This is a genomic window from Ruminococcus sp. RTP21484sp1_RTP21277st1_D2_RTP21277_210401, assembly GCF_040924225.1.
In the GTDB taxonomy this organism is placed as follows: Bacteria; Bacillota; Clostridia; order Lachnospirales; family Lachnospiraceae; genus Blautia_A; species Blautia_A faecis.
On the sequence record NZ_JBCOMJ010000010.1, the window covers coordinates 1 to 18,539 of the forward strand.

Sequence of the window (18,539 nt, forward strand, 5' to 3'; positions counted from 1 at the left end):
TTGATTTTGGCATGAAAAATACCTCCAAAGTAACAGATTTTTATATTTAATCTGTCTACTTTAGAGGTATCATATCAGTACTAATGGCGGCTGTTTTGATGAAACTTAAATAAATTGACCGAAATCCCATCTGGGAGTATAATTGTGTCAGAAAAGTGAAACAGTAAAAATCCCCATAAAAGCCAAAGTTCACCCCTCTGTTCAAGGCCTTCCAGATAAGGTAAAATGAAGATTGCAAAGTGGGAGATCATCACAAAACGGATTTGTTGCCTATTTGTGACATCACTATATATGAGAGTCAGCTGTAGAGCGGGACTTTCACAGGATATTACAGTATAAAAGGAGAAAACAGAAATGGCAGTTACAGAGAATAAATATCAGCTTGGAACAGCTGAAAACCAGAAATTTCTGCAGGATGTTAGAGATGGCTTATTAAGCTTCGGACATCAGTTTCCGTCACCAGGAGGAAGCTCCTATTATCTTGGAGATGACGGCACTCCCTGGAAAGACCGTAACCGTGAAACCTGGATCACAAGCCGTATGACACATGTGTACAGCATTGGTTCCATGCTTGGACATGAAGGCAGCGAGGCATTGGCTGATGCAGCGTTGAAGGGGCTTAGAGGCGAGCTTCACGATGATCAAAATGGTGGTTGGTATGCAGGTCTTACAAAGGACAATGAAATTGTTCCAACCAAGCAGTGCTATGCCCATGCATTTGTAATTCTGGCAGCTTCTTCCGGCGTGTTGGCCTGCAGAGAAGGGGCAGCAGAGCTTTTGAAAGATGCCTTGGCACTTTATGATCTGAGATTCTGGAATGAGGAAGAAGGACTTTCCTGTGATACCTGGAACACAGAATTTACAGAGCTGGATTCCTATCGAGGCTTGAATGCAAATATGCATACCGTTGAGGCGTTTCTTGCCGCAGCTGATGTGACCGGGGATGAGAAATATCGTGTACGTGCAGGCAGGATCATCGACCATGTTCTGGTATGGGCAAAGGACAATAACTGGCGTATACCGGAGCATTTTTCCAGTGACTGGGTACCGGATCTGGAATGCAACAAAGACCGCCCGGACGACCAGTTTAAGCCATACGGCGCAACTCCGGGACACGGAATTGAGTGGGCAAGACTGATCACACAGTGGGCGCTTTCTACATATAAAGAGGACAAGGCTGGCGCAGCACCTTATATTGAAGCTGCAGAGAATCTGTATAACCGCGCAGTTGCTGACGCATGGAATGCAGACGGTGCACCGGGAATCTGTTACACAACAGACTGGAACGGCAAACCTGTAGTCCATGACAGAATGCACTGGACTCTTGCAGAAGCAATCAACACCTCTTCCGTTCTGTTCCATGTAACAGATAATGAGAAATACGCAGCAGATTATGCAGAGTTTATGAAATATCTGGATGAGAAAGTTCTGGATCACGTAAACGGTTCCTGGTTCCATCAGCTGGACAGAGAGAACAATCTTCTGGAGACCGTATGGCCTGGAAAGTCTGATATTTATCATGCACTGCAGGCTACATTGATTCCATATTATGCTCCCGGTCTGTCCATTGCAGTGGCAGTGAAGAAGCAGGCAAGATAAAACAAAAATATTTTGTAACTGAGAAGGTTCTGACCAGGTACAGTGATAAAATTAATGGGGAGGCTTTGCCTCCCCATTTTGGACTTATTAGGTAAGTCAGTGAAGTCTGGAACGTAAGCGGACATTTCAAACACTCACGGTAAACTTCATTCATCCCACCCATCATACAACCGGATGTTCACCTGGATATTTCTGACCACATCCTCATCTTCTAATTCCATATCATCTGGATCTGTGATCGGAGGCAGCTCTGGAACTTCTTCGGAGAGCTCTACAGAAATCCAGTCGAATGCAGCAGCGTTAGCGCTTTCGATAGCTTCGTCTAAAGTGTCTCCTTCTCCGAAGCAGCCTTCCAGGTCTGGGAAAGTTCCCTTATAACGACCATCTTCGGTTTTCTTAAAAACAGCAGGATATATAAATTTCATGATAAACCTCCCGAAAATAAAAATAACATATTGAAAATTAATTTCAATTATAAGCGTTTGAGCTGGTAAATACAAGATAAGAAAAAACTTGTATTTAAGAAAATACGAAACGAGAAAAGACGTGGCAGCGGAGCCAAAAAGAATCTAAGAAACAGGATTGTCAAATATAGGGGAAAATGATATTCTTACAGCAAGAGACTTTAGAGCGTGTTTGAAAAATCATTCCCGCAATCTGCACGCCCCACTTTGCGGTATATTTCACCCGAATTCGGTTGCCGTAGCCCGCTACGGCGCCCTCATCCGAGCGAAATCTCCCACAAATTGTGACGCACATCTTGCAGAAAGCCTTTTTCAAACACGCTCTAGCCGGTTCGGAACTGAAAGAAAATGGCGCGGCTTTATAGAAATATACCTGCCGGAGGTGAAATCTTGGAATTTCAGCATGAATTGATCATACCAAACGAAGGTCTTCCTTTCAAAATCTTTTTATTTGAAGGCAGACACGGCAATTACGAAAGAGAAAAACACTGGCATACCTCAATTGAGATTTTTGCAGTGCTAAAAGGCAGACTGACTTTTTTTCTTAATGAAGAAGAGTACCCCCTGGAGGCTGGCGGGCTGATCATCATCAATTCCAATGAGATCCACTCCATTCACGCCCCCAGGAAAAATGAGACTGTGGTTTTGCAGATTCCACTGAAGCAGTTTGAAAAATATTTTACTGCCCAGCGGTTTATCCGATTTACAAGTGCAGCCCGTGTGGCAAAGGATCAGAAGTCCAAGGCTCCGGATAACCGGAAGCTGGCATTTTTTATTGAGGAGCTTTATAAGGTGTACTGTGCCCGTGAAGAAGGATGGGAGTACCGGACTATGGCACTGTACTACAATATTTTGTACCTGATGGTAAGGGATTATCGTGAGACCGAGGCTGCACAGGAGGAAATTCAGGACAGCCGACGACTGGATGCTTTGTCAAAAATTACCACTTATATGCGTGAGCATTATACAGAAGAACTGAAACTTTCTGAGATGGCAAATTTATTTGGCTATTCAGACGCTTATTTGTCGCGAATGTTCAAAAAGTATGCAAAAATCAATTTTAAGACTTATTTACAGGAAATTCGCATGTCTTATGCATGTCGGGAACTGATGAATACAGAGAAAACAGTGAGCCAGATTGCCCTGGACAACGGTTTTGCCAGCAGCAGAGCCTTTTCCAGAGAGTTTCAGAAGAAATATAACAGACTTCCAAGCGAAGTAAGACAAAAATTTAATACAACTCCAAAAGAATAAAATGTCAAAAAAGTGCTATAGATAAGACAAGAAAACCGTCGTAAAGCATACCAGAATATGGTATGCTTTTTTCATGCAGAAAGAACCAGGGCAGACTGAGATCAGCAGCTGGTTCGGGAATCTTGAGTATGAGCATGTTGGACTGCTGTGAGAGTGGCAGATAGCAGCCATGTCCGCATTCTGATATGCGCAAAAGGAGGTTAATCGTGAAGATTCAGAAAGTAACAGATCCGGCATTCCGTAAATATGGACAGGTGCTGGAGGGATACGACTTTACAGGTCTTATCAAGGAGATGAAACACACTCCGGTTCCAGAGGACGTAATCTACGTTCCATCTGTTGAGGAACTGGAGGCACTGGATATTATGAAAGACCTGCAGAACAAGGGATACGGCGGGCTGCCGGTCCAGATCGGATACTGCAATGGCCATAACAAGAAGCTGAATGCAGTGGAGTATCATCGCAATTCCGAGATCAATGTAGCGGTTACAGATCTAGTCCTTCTTATCGGACATCAGCAGGACATTGAGCCGGATCACACCTATGATACATCTAAGATCGAGGCATTCCTTGTACCGGCAGGAACCGGAATCGAGGTATACGCTACCACACTTCACTACGCACCATGCCATGTGAATGAGGGCGGTTTCCAGTGTGTTGTCGTACTTCCGAAAGGAACCAACACAGACCTTACTTTCCAGACTGAGAAGACAGGAGAGGACAGCCTGATGACAGCCAAGAACAAATGGCTGATCGCACATGAGGATGCGAAGATCGCTGGCGCATTTAATGGTCTGAAGGGTGAGAATATCACAATTGACTGATAAAATAATTCATAGTTGCTCATTTTTTCAGAAGATAAACCGACACGTTGTTGGTGGGCAATTACTAAAGTCTGTTTGAAAAATGAATATTGAGACCTGAGGTGCTTACATAGCTACCACAATTGAAAGTTTCTAAAAAAATTAAAATATGGAGGAATACCAATTATGAACAATATACCAGTAGTAAAACTTGGATTAATCGCAGTAAGCCGTGACTGTTTCCCGATTCAGCTTTCTGAGAAGAGACGCGCAGCTATCATGGACGCTTACAAAGGTGAGCTTTATGAATGTCCGGTAACTGTTGAGAATGAGAAAGACATGGAGAAGGCTCTTGATGATGTAAACAAAGCTGAGTGTAATGCACTTGTTGTTTTCCTTGGAAACTTCGGACCAGAGACTCCAGAGACCCTGATTGCTGAGAGATTTGACGGACCTTGCATGTATGTAGCTGCTGCTGAGGGCGATGGCGATATGATCAATGGTCGTGGTGATGCTTACTGCGGTATGCTGAACTGCTCCTACAACTTAAAGATGCGTCATCTTGAAGCTTATATTCCGGAATATCCGGTTGGAACTGCAACTGACATTGCTACCATGATCGCTGACTTCGTACCAGTTGCACGTGCCGTTATCGGTGTTCGTAACCTGAAGATCATTACCTTTGGACCACGTCCACAGGACTTCTTCGCATGTAACGCACCGATCAAAGGACTCTATGAGCTGGGTGTTGAGATCGAAGAGAACTCTGAGCTTGACCTTCTGGTTGCTTACAAAGAGCATGAGAACGATCCTCGTATCCCAGAGGTTTGCGCAGATATGGCAAAGGAAATGGGCGAGGGCAGATACTATGCTGACCTTAGTGAGAGAATGGCACAGTTTGAGCTTACTCTTCTTGACTGGGCTGAGGCTCACAAGGGAGCAAGAAAATACGTTGCATTTGCTGATAAATGCTGGCCTGCATTCCCGTCACAGTTTGGATTTGAGCCATGCTATGTAAACAGCCGTCTTGCTGCAAGAGGAATCCCGGTATCCTGTGAGGTTGATATCTACGGAGCTCTTAGCGAGTACATCGGACTTTGCATTTCCAATGACGCTGTTACACTGCTTGACATCAACAACTCCGTTCCTCAGTACATCTATGATGAGGATATCAAGGGCAAATATGATTATAAGCTTACCGATACATTCATGGGCTTCCATTGCGGAAATACTCCGGCCTGCAAGATGTGCGATTCCAGAGCTGTTAAATATCAGCTGATCCAGCACAGACTTCTTGAGCCGGAAGGATCTGAGCCAGATTTCACAAGAGGAACTCTGGAGGGAGATATCGCTGCTTCTGATATTACATTCTATCGTCTGCAGTGCAACTCTGAGGGAGAGCTTGTTTCTTATGTTGCAGAAGGTGAAGTTCTTGACGTACCTACAAGATCCTTTGGTGGTATTGGTATCTTCGCAATCAAAGAGATGGGAAGATTCTACCGTCACGTACTGATCGAGGGCAACTACCCGCATCACGGTGCAGTTATGTTCGGACATTATGGAAAGGCATTCTACGAAGTAGTGAAATTCCTTGGACTTGATGTTAAGAAGATCGGTTACAACCAGCCAGCTGGTGTAAGATATCCTACAGAGAATCCATGGGGCTAATGCTTAAATAAACAGTAAGTAATTGCTGTGTACAAAGTTGAGAGCAATGTAGAATGATTGCTTCTTGCTTAAAAAGCAGGAAGGGACGATTTGAATAGAATTATAGGCGTATATAGAAACGGCCGTACCACTTTATGCGGTACGGCTGTTTTTAGAATAGGCGGGCAGAGCATTCTAAGAGGGTTCTGGCCGGAAAGCCTAGAAGGAACGCCTAAGGTATGAACTTAAGGAGGATAAAAATGTATTTTATCGGTGTTGATCTTGGTACTTCCGCAGTAAAACTTCTTCTTATGGAAGAATCCGGAAAAATCTGTAATATCGTATCAAAAGAATATCCATTATTTTTCCCGCATCCGGGCTGGTCTGAGCAAAATCCGGAAGACTGGTATACCCAGAGTATGGCTGGTATGAAAGAACTGACAGAGGGCATTGACCGCTCCCAGGTTGCCGGAATCAGCTTCGGCGGACAGATGCATGGATTGGTAACTTTAGATGATCAGGATCAGGTAATTCGTCCTGCAATTCTGTGGAATGACGGACGTACTTCTGAAGAGACAGATTATCTGAATAATGTGATCGGAAAGGACAAGCTTTCCCAGTATACTGCAAATATCGCATTTGCCGGCTTTACTGCTCCGAAGATCCTGTGGATGAAGAAAAATGAGCCAGAGAAATTTGCAAAAGTTGTGAAGATCATGCTTCCAAAGGATTACCTGGCTTATCGTTTAAGCGGCTCCTTCTGCACAGATGTATCTGACGCTTCAGGTATGCTTCTTCTGGATGTAAAGAATCGCTGCTGGTCTAAAGAAATGATGGAAATCTGCGGTGTGAAAGAGGAGCAGCTTCCGAAGGTTTATGAGAGCTGGGAGGTTGTTGGAACACTGAAGCCAGAGGTTGCTAAAAAGCTTGGCTTCTCTGAGAATGTAAAGGTTATCGCTGGTGCTGGAGACAATGCGGCAGCAGCTGTTGGTACTGGAACAGTTGGTGATGGACAGTGTAATATTTCCCTTGGTACTTCTGGAACTGTATTTATTTCCAGCAAGAATTTTGGTGTAGATGAGCACAATGCCCTTCATTCTTTCTGCCATGCAGATGGAAGCTATCATCTGATGGGATGTATGCTCAGCGCTGCTTCCTGTAATAAATGGTGGGCCGAGGAGATTCTTGGAACGAAGGACTTCGCAGCAGAGCAGGCGCCTATCCAGAAGCTTGGTGAGAATCACGTATTCTTCCTGCCATACCTGATGGGCGAGCGTTCCCCACACAACGATCCAGATGCAAGAGGCGTATTCTTCGGCATGTCCATGGACACCTCAAGAGCAGATATGACTCAGGCTGTATTGGAGGGAGTTGCTTTCGCACTTCGTGATTCTCTGGAGGTTGCAAAGAGTCTTGGAATTAAAATTGAGCGTACCAAGATCTGTGGCGGTGGTGCAAAGAGCCCGCTGTGGAAGCAGATTATTGCAAATGTTATGAATATTAAGGTTGACGTTCTGGAAGTGGAAGAGGGACCATCCCTTGGCGGTGCTATGCTGGCAGCAGTAGGATGCGGTGTTTATCCGGACGTTGAGACTGCTGGCAAGAAGCTTGCAAAAGTAGTGGATACTGTAGAGCCTACTCCAGAACTGGCTGCGAAATATGAGGAGAGATACCAGAAGTTCAAAGAACTGTATCCGGCTATGAAGCCGCTGTTTAAGAATCTGTAAGAGATATAGCAAGGCGGACATAATTTGGTTTAAAACAGATTAATAGAATGGTGATTGTGTTGAATGTGAAATAATTAACACAATCACCATTTTTGTATAGTCATGATTCTATAAAACAAATTTCTCCAGAACTTCTGCAACACCATCCTCATTGTTAGTGCGTGCAGTGATATAATCCGCAGACTCTTTCACGCCATCTGGTGCATTTTCCATGGCAACGCCAAGGGCAGCATAGCGGATCATGGAGAGGTCATTGAAACCGTCGCCGATAGCGATAGTTTCAGCGGGGGTGAAATCGTAGAGCTTACCAATGCAATCAATAGCTGCAGCCTTTGACACCTTACTGTTGAAGAACTCCAGATAGAAGGGCTTGGAGGTGCAAAAAGTTACGTTATGAAAATGAGCTGTTTTCCGTAGCTCTTTTTCTATTTGCTGAATTTGGGAAACATCGTCATACCAGAGAATTTTCGTAATCCCCTGCGCCAAAAGCTTGTCGATAGATGGCATGAGAAGGGGCGTTACCTTGGTAGCCTGGCTGTATTCCTGAATCCGGTCATTCAGCTTGTTCCCATATAATTTATTGTCCGACCAGATGCACATGGTAGTATCATAGTTCAGTCCTGCTTCCAGAATCAGACGCGCATCGTCAGCTTTCAGCTCCTGTCTATACAGAACGCGTCCGTCAGCAGAATCCAGGATCATAGCCCCATTATAAGTGATCACAGGTCCCTGAATGCCCAGCTGTTTCTGATAGCGCTCCACTCCCTGAATGGGGCGCCCGGTGCAAATGGAGAAAATCAGTCCCTGTGCGGCTGCCTGCCGGATTGTTTCAATGGTGTATGGTGTAATTTCGTTTTTGTCATTTAATAAAGTACCGTCCATGTCGGCGGCTGCAAATTTATAGATCATAGTGCCTCCTGGAATATATGGTAAATTAGTTTTGTGAGCTGAAATGCCCCTCGCAGGCAGAGTATCCTGCTGGTTGTTTTTTCTTATTATAAAACGAAGATAGTGTAGGAATCAATCACTTTGAATGGATACATGTGAAGATTCACATGGATTTCGGGAAAAGATGCCTTGATTTCGGCATTTAAGAGAATTGTTTTTTTGTTTGCAAAATGGTAAAATAATTGGGTGCTGTAAAAGCGGAAACAGGCAGGCTGAGATTGTGAAACAGTCATGCCTTTGGGACTTTTACAAAAATGAAAAATAGAAAAGTGATGAGGTGTAAAGCTATGCAGGAAATGAAGCCAGTTAAAGAAGGCAAAGTACGCGAGATTTACGACAACGGAGACAGCCTGATCATGGTTGCGACAGACCGTATCAGCTGTTTTGATGTGATCCTGAACAACGAAGTGACGAAGAAAGGCACTGTTCTTACACAGATGTCCAAGTTCTGGTTCGATATGACCCAGGATATCCTGCCGAACCACATGATTTCTGTTGATGTAAAAGATATGCCGGAGTTTTTCCAGCAGGATAAGTTTGACGGAAACAGCATGATGTGCCGCAAGCTGGATATGATCCCGGTTGAGTGCATCGTTCGTGGATATATCACTGGAAGCGGCTGGGCAAGCTACCAGAAGAATGGTACAGTTTGCGGAATTACTCTTCCGGAAGGTCTGAAAGAGTCTGACAAGCTGCCTGAGCCTATTTACACACCTTCTACCAAGGCTGAGATTGGCGACCACGATGAGAATATTTCTTTTGAGCAGAGCGTTACCCATCTTGAGAAATACTATCCGGGACATGGTCAGGAGTATGCAGAGAAGATTCGTGATTACACCATCGCATTATATAAAAAATGTGCTGAGTATGCTTTAAGCAAAGGTATTATTATTGCAGATACCAAATTTGAGTTTGGACTTGATGAAAATGGTAATATTGTTATTGGTGATGAGATGCTTACACCGGACAGCTCCAGATTCTGGCCGGCAGATGGATATGAGCCAGGTCATGGCCAGCCATCCTTTGACAAGCAGTTTGCCCGTGACTGGCTGAAAGCAAACCCGGACAACGACTGGACTCTTCCACAGGAAATCGTGGACAAGACAATCGACAAATATCTCCAGGCATATGAGATGCTTACAGGGGAGAAGCTGAAATAAGCAATATACAAATACTGCCAGGGCATTTGTCCCTGGCAGGCTGATAAAATCCTTTATTTTATTTTCAAAGGATACACTTTGCTTGTATGTAAAAAGCGCCCGGGAGTTTGGGTCTCCCGGGCGTTGATTTTTGTGAGCAACGTGCCAAATCCATGTTTACACGGAAACCTGGCTGACATGTAAAAATCAGAACAGTCCTGTGATCTTACCTGTTTCGTCTACATCGATTTTCTCAGCAGCCGGAACCTTTGGAAGACCTGGCATGGTCATGATCTCTCCTGTGAGGGCTACGATGAAGCCTGCACCTGCAGAAATCTTCAGGTTACGAACAGTTACTTCAAAGCCTGTCGGAGCACCAAGCTTGGTCTGGTCATCTGTTAAGCTGTACTGTGTTTTTGCCACACAGATCGGGCAGTTTCCGAATCCAAGCTCTTCCAGCTGTTTTGCCTGCTTCTGAGCATTAGCTGTAAGAACAACTCTCTTACCGCCATAGATCTTCTGAACGATCTGATTCAGCTTATCTTCGATAGAGCCTTCAAGCTCATAGGAATATGTGAAGTCGTTTGGCTCTTCAACAAGACGGATTACTTCCTCAGCTAATTTAATACCGCCTTCGCCGCCTTTTGCCCATACTTCAGAAAGTGCAACATTAACGCCAAGCTCTTTACATTTTGCTTCTACCAGGTCAAGCTCTGCCTTGGTATCTGTCGGGAATGCATTGATTGCAACAACACATGGAAGCTTGTAAACATTTTTGATGTTGCTTACGTGTTTCAGAAGGTTTGGAAGACCTTTCTCAAGAGCCTCAAGGTTCTCATTGTTAAGATCAGCCTTCGGAACGCCGCCATTGTATTTCAGTGCACGGACAGTAGCAACGATAACAACTGCATTTGGTTTCAGACCAGCCATACGGCATTTGATATCAAGGAATTTCTCGGCACCAAGGTCAGCACCGAATCCAGCCTCTGTGATGGTGTAATCAGCAAGCTTCAGAGACATCTTGGTAGCGGTTACGGAGTTACATCCGTGAGCGATGTTTGCGAATGGTCCGCCGTGAACGATTGCAGGTACATGCTCCAGTGTCTGAACAAGGTTTGGTTTCAGAGCATCTTTCAGAAGTGCTGTCATAGCACCCTCTGCATGAAGATCACCAGCTGTTACCGGTTTCTGCTCTGACGGTTTGCCATATGTATAACCGATGATGATTCTGGAAAGTCTTTCTTTCAGGTCTTTGATATCACTTGCAAGACAGAGAACAGCCATGATCTCGGAAGCTACCGTGATGTCATAGCCGTCTTCACGAGGCATACCGTTTGTTCTTCCGCCAAGTCCGTCTACTACATTACGAAGCTGACGGTCGTTCATATCTACACATCTTCTCCATGTGATCTTACGTGGGTCGATGTTAAGAGCATTGCCCTGGAAAATATGGTTATCGATCATTGCTGCAAGAAGGTTGTTTGCTGCGCCGATTGCGTGGAAGTCACCTGTGAAGTGAAGGTTGATATCTTCCATCGGAACTACCTGGGCATATCCGCCGCCTGCTGCACCGCCTTTTACACCGAATACCGGTCCAAGGGATGGCTCACGAAGAGCTACCATAACGTTCTTGCCAAGCTTCTGCATAGCGTCTGCCAGACCAACTGTAGTAGTGGTTTTTCCTTCTCCGGCAGGAGTCGGGTTGATAGCGGTAACCAGAATCAGTTTGCCATCATTCTTATCTGTTTCTTTCAGAAGATTGTAGTCGATTTTTGCTTTGTATTTACCATACTGCTCAAGATATTTGTCCGCAATACCTGCTTTAGCTGCAATCTCAGTGATTGGTTTCATTTCACATTCCTGTGCGATTTCGATGTCACTTTTAAACCCCATAATAAAAGCTCCTTTCGTTGTGTAAGATTAAATGGTTTTTATATGACCGCTTCTTAAAAAGACAACGGTATTTCCCTCATGTCAGAGGTACCTCCCGGTAAAAAAAGGGCAGTATCTGATGATTCAAATACTGCCCAGACGGTCGGCTGGAAATTACGGTCTATGCTGTCTGCAAAATATGGTGCAGCGGCTGTAAACAGTAATCTTCATGATCTGCTCCTGAAGTCCCTGTGGTTAACTCCACGATCCGTCAGTATTCAGAAGCTTTTCAATTGATGTGTTCATTGTATCATTAAAAAAACATTTTGTCAATAAATTAACAGACAGCATTATTGTCAAAAAAGACGATGTATATTTGTGAAATATAACAAATGCTTTGAATGTGGAGAAAATCTGTCTGAATGGAAAAATATAATCTCCGCTTCAGACTTCATAAAAATTTTATGACTTGGATAGTTGCGTATGAGGGCAAGTATTGTTAGAATAGAAAATGCACAGAGCCTGTTTGAAACAGGATAATGATTCGTGGTTTTATATAAGAAAGGTTGAATAATTGAATGAATAGAACAGAATTTCTGGATACATTGAGAAGTCAGCTGTCCGGACAGATGCATGAGGGTAAGGTGGCGGCGCATGTGCGTTACTATGAAGATTATATTCAGTCACAGGTACGTAGTGGACGTGATGAGCAGCAGGTTCTTGATGAACTTGGAGATCCAAGGCTGATCGCCAGGACTTTGCTGGATACAGATGTGGATAACGGGCAGCTGGATTATGAGGAGTACAGCACCTATTCGGATGACGCACAGAATACCCAGAGCTCCAGCCGGAATCATGTACATGTATGGCGGTTTGATACCTGGTACAGCAAACTTCTGGGCGTGGTGATCCTGCTGATAGTCGTCTTTTTGCTGTTTCATATTCTGGTGGCAGTGATTCCGTTTTTTGCGGTACTGGCGTTGATTTTGTTTATTGTGTCACTGATAAAAAATCGGAATTAACATGATACTATGAACGTCACGAACGGCAGATGCGGGAGTGTCGCAGGCGCACAGCAGCTGATTTTCATATATAGAGATGTCGCCGATAGACGACATGTCCGTTTTGTAACAAAAAAATGTCGGACATGCTTTAGAGAATCATATGTTACTGTTCACTCCGTTCACAGTAACGCGCTTCGCGATGCACAGAAATCATGCATTCGCATGATTTCGCGCCGCAATTCTCGGGTTTTCTGTGAACTTTGTTCACAAAAAACGCCTCGCGGAACGTGACCAGTGAACAGTAACAATCATATTCAGCAAGGTTTCTTCTGAGCAGGAATGAGTTACAGTTTTGTTGAGATCGTGATATAAAGTATGGACATTATAGAATATATTCAGGGAAGGATTTAAATGAGCAGTATAACAATAGAAGAATTAAAAAAGTTACCAGCGGAGTCCTATCAGATCATTGATGTCCGCGACGAGATTGAGATTTCCCATGGCGCTGTTAAGGGGGCTTTGGCCTGTAAGCCAGAGGAAATCATGGAGAATCCGGAAGTGGATAAGACCAGAAAACTGGTTATTTGCTGCAGCCGCGGAATCAATAGTAAAGAAATCGCTAAGAAGCTCGAGGAAGAGGGGCTGGATGCAGTAAGCCTTGAGAAAGGGTACATTGCCTGGCTTATGGATGCCATGAAGAGTTCACAGGACGAAGATTTTGTGAAAAATGTGGAGATCAGTCTTCGCAAGAAATTTAAGAAAAAAATCTGGTCCAGGTTTACCAAGGCAATCAATACTTACGAGCTTGTGAAGCCGGGAGATAGGATTGCAGTCTGTATTTCCGGCGGCAAGGACTCTATGCTGATGGCAAAGTGCTTCCAGGAACTGAAGCTTCATAATAAATTTGATTTCGAGGTGAAATTTCTGGTTATGGATCCGGGCTACAGTCCGGCCAACCGTCAGGTAATCGAGGAAAACGCCAGAAGGTTAAATATTCCTATTCGTATTTTTGAGTCTGATATTTTTGAGTCTGTATTTAATGTGGAGAAATCTCCTTGTTATCTTTGCGCAAGAATGCGCCGCGGGCATCTCTATGCTTTTGCAAAAGAAATGGGTTGCAACAAGATTGCACTGGGTCACCACTATGATGATGTGATTGAGACCATTCTTATGGGCATGCTTTACGGTGCCCAGGTACAGACTATGATGCCCAAGCTTCACAGCACCAACTTTGAGGGAATGGAACTGATCCGTCCATTGTATCTGGTGCGGGAGGATGATATTAAGGCATGGCGTGACTACAATGATCTCCATTTTATTCAGTGTGCATGTAAATTTACAGATACCTGCACTACCTGCAATAACGAAAATCGCTCCAAACGTGTAGAAATCAAGGAACTGATCCGTGACCTGAAAAAGGTGAATCCGTTTGTAGAGGGCAACATTTTCAAGAGCGTAGAGAATGTAAATATTGATACAGTTGTGGGATATAAACAATATGATGTGAGACATTCTTTCCTGGAAAATTATGATGGGGAGCCCGGTTCTGCCTCTGAGAATGCTGCTGATGCAGTAGAGTAACAGAGAGAAAATGTGGATTTTAGACCTGCACACTCGGATCTACATCCTACGCGATTGGTATAGTTATTTACGAAACGATGTATTAGTAAAAATATTGAGCCAAGGTCAATGCTGCATGTGACCTTGGCTCGTTTTTTGTCGGGGATGAAAAGAGAAGCGCTATAGATATATTGGAGTATTTATTTTCCGATTTTTCCGAGAAGCCATACACAAAGAATGATGAACAGAATGGCAGTAAAGATTCCTGCCATTCCTTTTGCCATGATTTCAAGTGCAATAATGATATTGGATGTATTCATAGATAAGACCCTCCTCATTATAAAAATTTTTTTATAAAAATTTTGTGACCAGGTTGATAACCATGCCGCCTGCGATTACAGAAGCAATCTGTCCGGACACGTTGGCACCGGCGGCCTGCATGAGAATTACATTTGTGGGATCTTCTTCCATGGCCATTTTCTGAACAACTCGGGAGGACATTGGAAATGCAGAAATTCCGGCACCGCCAATCATTGGGTTGATCTTTTTTTTCAGGAAAAGATTCATAAATTTTGCCAGGAGAACGCCGCCGATGGTGTCCATGACAAAAGCAAAAAGTCCAATCACCAGGATCAGTAAAGTCTCTTTTGTTACAAACTGGTCTGCACGCATGCTGAAGGAAATGGTGATTCCAAGAAGCAGGGTGATCAGATTTGCCAGAATATTCTGGGCTGTGTCGGACAGGGTGCCCAGGACGCCGCATTCCCGGATCAGGTTGCCGAACATGAGAAATCCAACCAGCGCAACAGATTGAGGTGCTACCAGCCCAACGATTACAGTAACTATAATGGGAAAAGCAATTTTCATGGTTTTGGAAACGGATTTCGGATTATATTCCATGTGAATGCAGCGTTCCTTCTTTGTAGTGACAAGCCGGATGGCAAAGGGCTGTACAATTGGGACAAGTGCCATGTAGGAATAGGCGGCAACTGCAATGGCGCCGATATATTTGGAATTCAGGACCTGGGATACCAGAATGGAAGTAGGTCCGTCGGCAGCACCGATGATTCCGATAGAAGCAGCGTCTTTTAGGTCAAATCCAAGGATGGTGGACAGTAAAATTGCAGCAAAAATTCCAAGCTGTGCACCTGCGCCAAACAGGAACAAAGAGGGATTGGAAAGCAGGGGACCGAAGTCGATCATAGCGCCAATTCCGATGAAAAGTAAAATCGGCATGACTTCTGAGGCTTCAATTCCCACATGGAACAGCCATTCAATGACTCCGTTTGCCTGGATCCCGCCAGCCAGAGTCTGGTTTAAAACTCCGGAAAAAGGCAGGTTCACAAGTATGGCACCAAAGCCCATTGGCAGAAGCAGGGCTGGTTCAAATCCCTTTTTGATAGCCAGCCAGATCAGGGTGATTCCGACGGCAAACATCACAATTTGCTGCCAGGTTAATGCAAGGATTCCGTCTGTTAAAAATTCCATTTCTTTTTCCTCCTTTTGGGTGTTTGAATGTAAGTGCTTAAATAGATAAAAATACTTGCATAATGTTAATATTGTTATAAAAATGAAAGCTTTGTAGGGAAGGAATTTTATAACCTGTTTTTGGGGTATAAAAAAGACTTTTATTACAATACTGCATATCTGAAGATATGCGACTATTGTAATAAAAGTCTTGCCATTTCAATTTTCTGCGGGCGACAGATTCATGGAACTGTCTACCGTTCTGACGCATGAAAATCCATATACAAAAATGCACTAAAACAGAAACAATGCATTTGATATGCCAGCTACTCCCTTTTATTGAAGCGTGACTGCAAATGTATTTTGTTGTGGTAATTATAATTCGGCAAAGGTGGGAATGTCAACCCTGAATTATATAAAAGAAAGAATTTATTGGCCATTTGGTTACGGAACTGTTATCCGGAAACATTTTTCTTGTAAAAAATTCAGGGCAGGTATATGATTAAAAAACGAAATCAAAGTAAAATATACCTGTATGGTACAAGTGAAAAATATGAAACAAAGGAGTTACATCATGTTGTATTTTGAAAATGATTATTGTGAAGGTGCTCATGAGGCAATCTTAAAAAGATTAATGGAAACCAATATGGAAAAGGTTCCGGGATATGGACAGGATCCTTTCTGTGACAAAGCGAAGGAAAAAATAAAAGAGGCATGTGGCTGTCCAGATGGGGAGGTCTATTTCCTGGTAGGGGGTACCCAGACAAATGCAGTGGTGATCGCGTCCGTGTTGAACCGGTATGAAGGAGTGCTTTCCGCAGTTACCGGTCATGTAAATGCGCACGAAGCCGGAGCAATTGAATTTACCGGACATAAAGTTCTTCCACTTCCCCAGGACAATGGTAAAATTTCTGCCGCAAATCTGAAAGATTATCTTCAGACCTACTATGCAGACGGAAGCTATGACCACATGGTTTTTCCGGGCATGGTTTATATTTCACATCCGACAGAGTACGGAACTCTTTACACAAAGCAGGAACTGGCAGATATTTCCAGTGTATGCAGGGAATATGAGATCCCGTTATTTCTGGACGGAGCCAGACTGGGCTATGGACTGGTGGCAGAGACAGATGTGACTTTGAAAGATATTGCAAATTATACAGACGTATTTTATATCGGAGGAACCAAGGTTGGTGCCCTGTGCGGTGAAGCAGTCGTTTTTCCGAAGAAAGCACCGAAACATTTCTTTACTATGATCAAACAGCAGGGAGCGCTTCTTGCGAAAGGCAGACTGCTTGGAATTCAGTTTGATACTCTTTTCACAGGAAATCTGTATCTGGAAATCAGCAAAAATGCTATCGAAACCGCTGCAAAACTGAAAGCTGCATTAAAAGAGAAGGGCTATGAATTTTTCATTAATTCCCCAACCAATCAGATTTTTGTTATCCTGGAAAATAAGAAAATGGAGGAATTGGGCGAAAAAGTGAAGTTCAGCTTCTGGGAAAAATATGATGATAGTCATACAGTAGTCCGCTTTGCAACAAGTTGGGCAACGAAAATGGAAGACATTGACTCGCTGATTGAGACATTGTAATAAAACAAGAAAAAGTTATGTTTCGCGAGTGTTGTTTGTTATCGTGCAGGCGGTAAGGTCCTGTGAAAGCATGAATTTCGGATGCCCATTGTGTAAATGAGATAACACTTGTGTAAAACAGATGGCTATGTAAGCGTTGATTTACATAGCCATTCTGTAAATAAAATCTTATGTTTTCACTTCTTTCATTTTAGAATCCCCAACATTTGTTAAAAAAGCATAAAATATAGCTGATTATTTTGTATACAATATCCAAACACAACAACTTGTCCGTATGTGCGTACAAGTTGTAAGATGGAAACAGGAGGAAGGAAGAATGACTGAAAATGGCAAGCCAAAATATTTTACTCTGATGGAAGAACTAAAAGAGAAGATCATTTCCGGCAGGATTCAGCCAGGAGAGAAGCTGCCATCAGAGAATCAGTTTACAGTACAATATTCCCTCAGCCGGCATACGGTGCGAAAGGCACTTAGTCTTCTGGAACAGGAAGGCTATATAGAAGCCTGCCATGGAAAAGGAACTTTTTGTTCCGAGAAAATGCGCCATATGAAAAAGTCCAGAAACATTGCGGTAGTGACAACTTATATTTCCGACTACATTTTTCCAAGGCTGATTCAGGGAATGGATAATGTACTGTCTGAGCAGGGCTACAGCATCATTTTGAAAAATACAGGTAACAGCCGTCAGAAAGAGGCAAAATGTCTAGAAGAGCTTTTTCAGAAAGATATTGATGGTCTGATCATAGAGCCAAGTAAAAGCCAGCTTAGCTGTCGGCATCCTGGCCTTTACGAAAATCTGGAGAAATATCAGATTCCATACATTTTTATCCAGGGAATTTACACGGAAATGAAGGACAAGCCCCACATTCTTATGGATGATGCCAGGGGCGGCTATCTGGTGACAAAGTACCTTTTGGAGCAGGGACACCGCAGGATTACCGGTTTTTTCAAGGCAGATGACATTCAGGGTATCCAGAGACATAAAGGGTATGTGAGGGCATTGCAGGAGGCTGGTATTCCTTATGATCCAGATCTGGTAGTATGGTTCCACACCGAAGATCGGCGGAGTAAACCATCTATGATGGTAAAAGAAATGGTAAAAACCGGATCGCTTCCTCATGGAATCGTCTGCTACAATGATCAGATTGCTGTACAGGTGATTGAATCTCTTGAAGATTGTGGTCTTCAAGTACCAAAGGATATTTCCGTCACAGGCTATGACAATTCCCTCTATGCCCAGCGCGGAACCGGAATCACAACCATTGCCCATCCACAGGAGCGGCTTGGAGAGATGGCAGCAGAATTGATATTAGAAAAAATCAATGGAGTGTCAGAAGAGGATAGCAAAGTAGAACGTCTGATTCAGCCGGAATTAATTGTTCGTGGTTCCTGCAGAAGGCTTAAATGATATTTTCTGCAAAGAATTACTGATAATTGTTTCCTTGCAATTGGAAATATACA

General features: G+C 43.6%; 16 protein-coding genes and 1 riboswitch. Of the genes, 11 read left to right on the forward strand and 5 right to left on the reverse strand.

From position 1 onward, the window contains the following. Positions 1 to 354 precede the first annotated feature (354 nt). Positions 355 to 1,599 carry an AGE family epimerase/isomerase gene (locus AB5706_RS08445; RefSeq protein WP_118581814.1) on the forward strand — a complete coding sequence of 415 codons (1,245 nt, stop codon included), beginning with the start codon at positions 355 to 357 and terminating at the stop codon, positions 1,597 to 1,599. A 146-nt stretch (positions 1,600 to 1,745) separates the two neighbouring features. Here the strand turns inward: AB5706_RS08445 and AB5706_RS08450 are convergent, their stop codons facing one another. Further along, positions 1,746 to 2,024: a type II toxin-antitoxin system HicB family antitoxin gene (locus tag AB5706_RS08450; RefSeq protein ID WP_118581811.1), complete on the reverse strand. Its 279-nt coding sequence runs from the start codon at positions 2,022 to 2,024 to the stop codon at positions 1,746 to 1,748. Between the two features lie 160 nt (positions 2,025 to 2,184). Then, complete coding sequence (locus AB5706_RS08455; RefSeq protein WP_319017296.1) at positions 2,185 to 2,358, reverse strand: DUF6783 domain-containing protein; 174 nt, start codon at positions 2,356 to 2,358, stop codon at positions 2,185 to 2,187. Here AB5706_RS08455 and AB5706_RS08460 point away from each other — a divergent pair. The 5 genes from AB5706_RS08460 to xylB all read left to right on the forward strand — a co-directional run bounded on the left by AB5706_RS08460 (position 2,278) and on the right by xylB (position 7,494). Further along, on the forward strand, positions 2,278 to 2,475 hold the full coding sequence (locus AB5706_RS08460; protein ID WP_319017295.1) for a DUF6783 domain-containing protein: 198 nt from the start codon (positions 2,278 to 2,280) through the stop codon (positions 2,473 to 2,475). The genes AB5706_RS08455 and AB5706_RS08460 overlap by 81 nt on opposite strands. Then, complete coding sequence (locus AB5706_RS08465; RefSeq protein WP_173734940.1) at positions 2,454 to 3,317, forward strand: AraC family transcriptional regulator; 864 nt, start codon at positions 2,454 to 2,456, stop codon at positions 3,315 to 3,317. The genes AB5706_RS08460 and AB5706_RS08465 overlap by 22 nt, the downstream gene beginning before the upstream one ends. A 206-nt stretch (positions 3,318 to 3,523) precedes the next feature. After that, positions 3,524 to 4,141 carry a DUF4867 family protein gene (locus AB5706_RS08470; RefSeq protein ID WP_226815961.1) on the forward strand — a complete coding sequence of 206 codons (618 nt, stop codon included), beginning with the start codon at positions 3,524 to 3,526 and terminating at the stop codon, positions 4,139 to 4,141. A 165-nt stretch (positions 4,142 to 4,306) separates the two neighbouring features. Further along, on the forward strand, positions 4,307 to 5,788 hold the full coding sequence (locus AB5706_RS08475; protein ID WP_173719167.1) for an L-fucose/L-arabinose isomerase family protein: 1,482 nt from the start codon (positions 4,307 to 4,309) through the stop codon (positions 5,786 to 5,788). A 239-nt stretch (positions 5,789 to 6,027) separates the two neighbouring features. Then, on the forward strand, positions 6,028 to 7,494 hold the full coding sequence (xylB, locus tag AB5706_RS08480; RefSeq protein WP_173719168.1) for a xylulokinase: 1,467 nt from the start codon (positions 6,028 to 6,030) through the stop codon (positions 7,492 to 7,494). A gap of 108 nt (positions 7,495 to 7,602) precedes the next feature. On the opposite strand, the gene AB5706_RS08485 is transcribed toward xylB, so the two are convergent. After that, on the reverse strand, positions 7,603 to 8,403 hold the full coding sequence (locus AB5706_RS08485) for a Cof-type HAD-IIB family hydrolase (protein WP_173734939.1): 801 nt from the start codon (positions 8,401 to 8,403) through the stop codon (positions 7,603 to 7,605). A gap of 326 nt (positions 8,404 to 8,729) precedes the next feature. On the opposite strand from AB5706_RS08485, the gene AB5706_RS08490 reads away from it, so the two are divergent. Continuing rightward, positions 8,730 to 9,602: a phosphoribosylaminoimidazolesuccinocarboxamide synthase gene (locus AB5706_RS08490; RefSeq protein ID WP_173717512.1), complete on the forward strand. Its 873-nt coding sequence runs from the start codon at positions 8,730 to 8,732 to the stop codon at positions 9,600 to 9,602. Between the two features lie 186 nt (positions 9,603 to 9,788). Here the strand turns inward: AB5706_RS08490 and AB5706_RS08495 are convergent, their stop codons facing one another. Next, positions 9,789 to 11,474 (reverse strand): formate--tetrahydrofolate ligase, encoded by a 1,686-nt coding sequence (locus AB5706_RS08495; RefSeq protein ID WP_173719170.1) that lies wholly within the window; start codon positions 11,472 to 11,474, stop codon positions 9,789 to 9,791. Positions 11,475 to 11,599: 125 nt separating this feature from the next. After that, a riboswitch (ZMP/ZTP riboswitch) is annotated at positions 11,600 to 11,742 on the reverse strand. 289 nt (positions 11,743 to 12,031) lie between these two features. Here AB5706_RS08495 and AB5706_RS08500 point away from each other — a divergent pair. Both AB5706_RS08500 and AB5706_RS08505 read left to right on the forward strand, forming a co-directional pair. Further along, positions 12,032 to 12,475, forward strand: coding sequence for a DUF1700 domain-containing protein (locus tag AB5706_RS08500; protein WP_118581793.1), 444 nt, complete (start codon positions 12,032 to 12,034; stop codon positions 12,473 to 12,475). A 393-nt stretch (positions 12,476 to 12,868) separates the two neighbouring features. Continuing rightward, entirely contained in the window at positions 12,869 to 14,038 is a 1,170-nt protein-coding gene (locus AB5706_RS08505) for a PP-loop family protein (protein ID WP_368365990.1), read from the forward strand. 330 nt (positions 14,039 to 14,368) lie between these two features. On the opposite strand, the gene AB5706_RS08510 is transcribed toward AB5706_RS08505, so the two are convergent. After that, positions 14,369 to 15,505, reverse strand: a complete 1,137-nt coding sequence (locus tag AB5706_RS08510; RefSeq protein ID WP_148461773.1) for a sodium ion-translocating decarboxylase subunit beta — start codon at positions 15,503 to 15,505, stop codon at positions 14,369 to 14,371. Positions 15,506 to 16,058: 553 nt separating this feature from the next. Here AB5706_RS08510 and AB5706_RS08515 point away from each other — a divergent pair. Both AB5706_RS08515 and AB5706_RS08520 read left to right on the forward strand, forming a co-directional pair. Then, positions 16,059 to 17,078: a threonine aldolase family protein gene (locus tag AB5706_RS08515; RefSeq protein ID WP_148461772.1), complete on the forward strand. Its 1,020-nt coding sequence runs from the start codon at positions 16,059 to 16,061 to the stop codon at positions 17,076 to 17,078. Positions 17,079 to 17,394: 316 nt separating this feature from the next. Next, positions 17,395 to 18,486 (forward strand): GntR family transcriptional regulator, encoded by a 1,092-nt coding sequence (locus AB5706_RS08520; protein ID WP_173734935.1) that lies wholly within the window; start codon positions 17,395 to 17,397, stop codon positions 18,484 to 18,486. The last annotated feature ends 53 nt before the right edge of the window (positions 18,487 to 18,539 follow it).

What these genes read in the sequence shown, in the direction of transcription:
- AB5706_RS08515 (WP_148461772.1), top strand. Translation starts at nt 16,059, where the DNA reads ATGTTGTATTTTGAAAATGATTATTGTGAAGGTGCTCATGAGGCAATC.
- xylB (WP_173719168.1), top strand. Translation starts at nt 6,028, where the DNA reads ATGTATTTTATCGGTGTTGATCTTGGTACTTCCGCAGTAAAACTTCTT.
- AB5706_RS08520 (WP_173734935.1), top strand. Translation starts at nt 17,395, where the DNA reads ATGACTGAAAATGGCAAGCCAAAATATTTTACTCTGATGGAAGAACTA.
- AB5706_RS08510 (WP_148461773.1), bottom strand. Translation starts at nt 15,505, where the DNA reads ATGGAATTTTTAACAGACGGAATCCTTGCATTAACCTGGCAGCAAATT.
- AB5706_RS08490 (WP_173717512.1), top strand. Translation starts at nt 8,730, where the DNA reads ATGCAGGAAATGAAGCCAGTTAAAGAAGGCAAAGTACGCGAGATTTAC.
- AB5706_RS08485 (WP_173734939.1), bottom strand. Translation starts at nt 8,403, where the DNA reads ATGATCTATAAATTTGCAGCCGCCGACATGGACGGTACTTTATTAAAT.
- AB5706_RS08475 (WP_173719167.1), top strand. Translation starts at nt 4,307, where the DNA reads ATGAACAATATACCAGTAGTAAAACTTGGATTAATCGCAGTAAGCCGT.
- AB5706_RS08450 (WP_118581811.1), bottom strand. Translation starts at nt 2,024, where the DNA reads ATGAAATTTATATATCCTGCTGTTTTTAAGAAAACCGAAGATGGTCGT.
- AB5706_RS08500 (WP_118581793.1), top strand. Translation starts at nt 12,032, where the DNA reads ATGAATAGAACAGAATTTCTGGATACATTGAGAAGTCAGCTGTCCGGA.
- AB5706_RS08455 (WP_319017296.1), bottom strand. Translation starts at nt 2,358, where the DNA reads ATGTGCGTCACAATTTGTGGGAGATTTCGCTCGGATGAGGGCGCCGTA.
- AB5706_RS08505 (WP_368365990.1), top strand. Translation starts at nt 12,869, where the DNA reads ATGAGCAGTATAACAATAGAAGAATTAAAAAAGTTACCAGCGGAGTCC.
- AB5706_RS08445 (WP_118581814.1), top strand. Translation starts at nt 355, where the DNA reads ATGGCAGTTACAGAGAATAAATATCAGCTTGGAACAGCTGAAAACCAG.
- AB5706_RS08495 (WP_173719170.1), bottom strand. Translation starts at nt 11,474, where the DNA reads ATGGGGTTTAAAAGTGACATCGAAATCGCACAGGAATGTGAAATGAAA.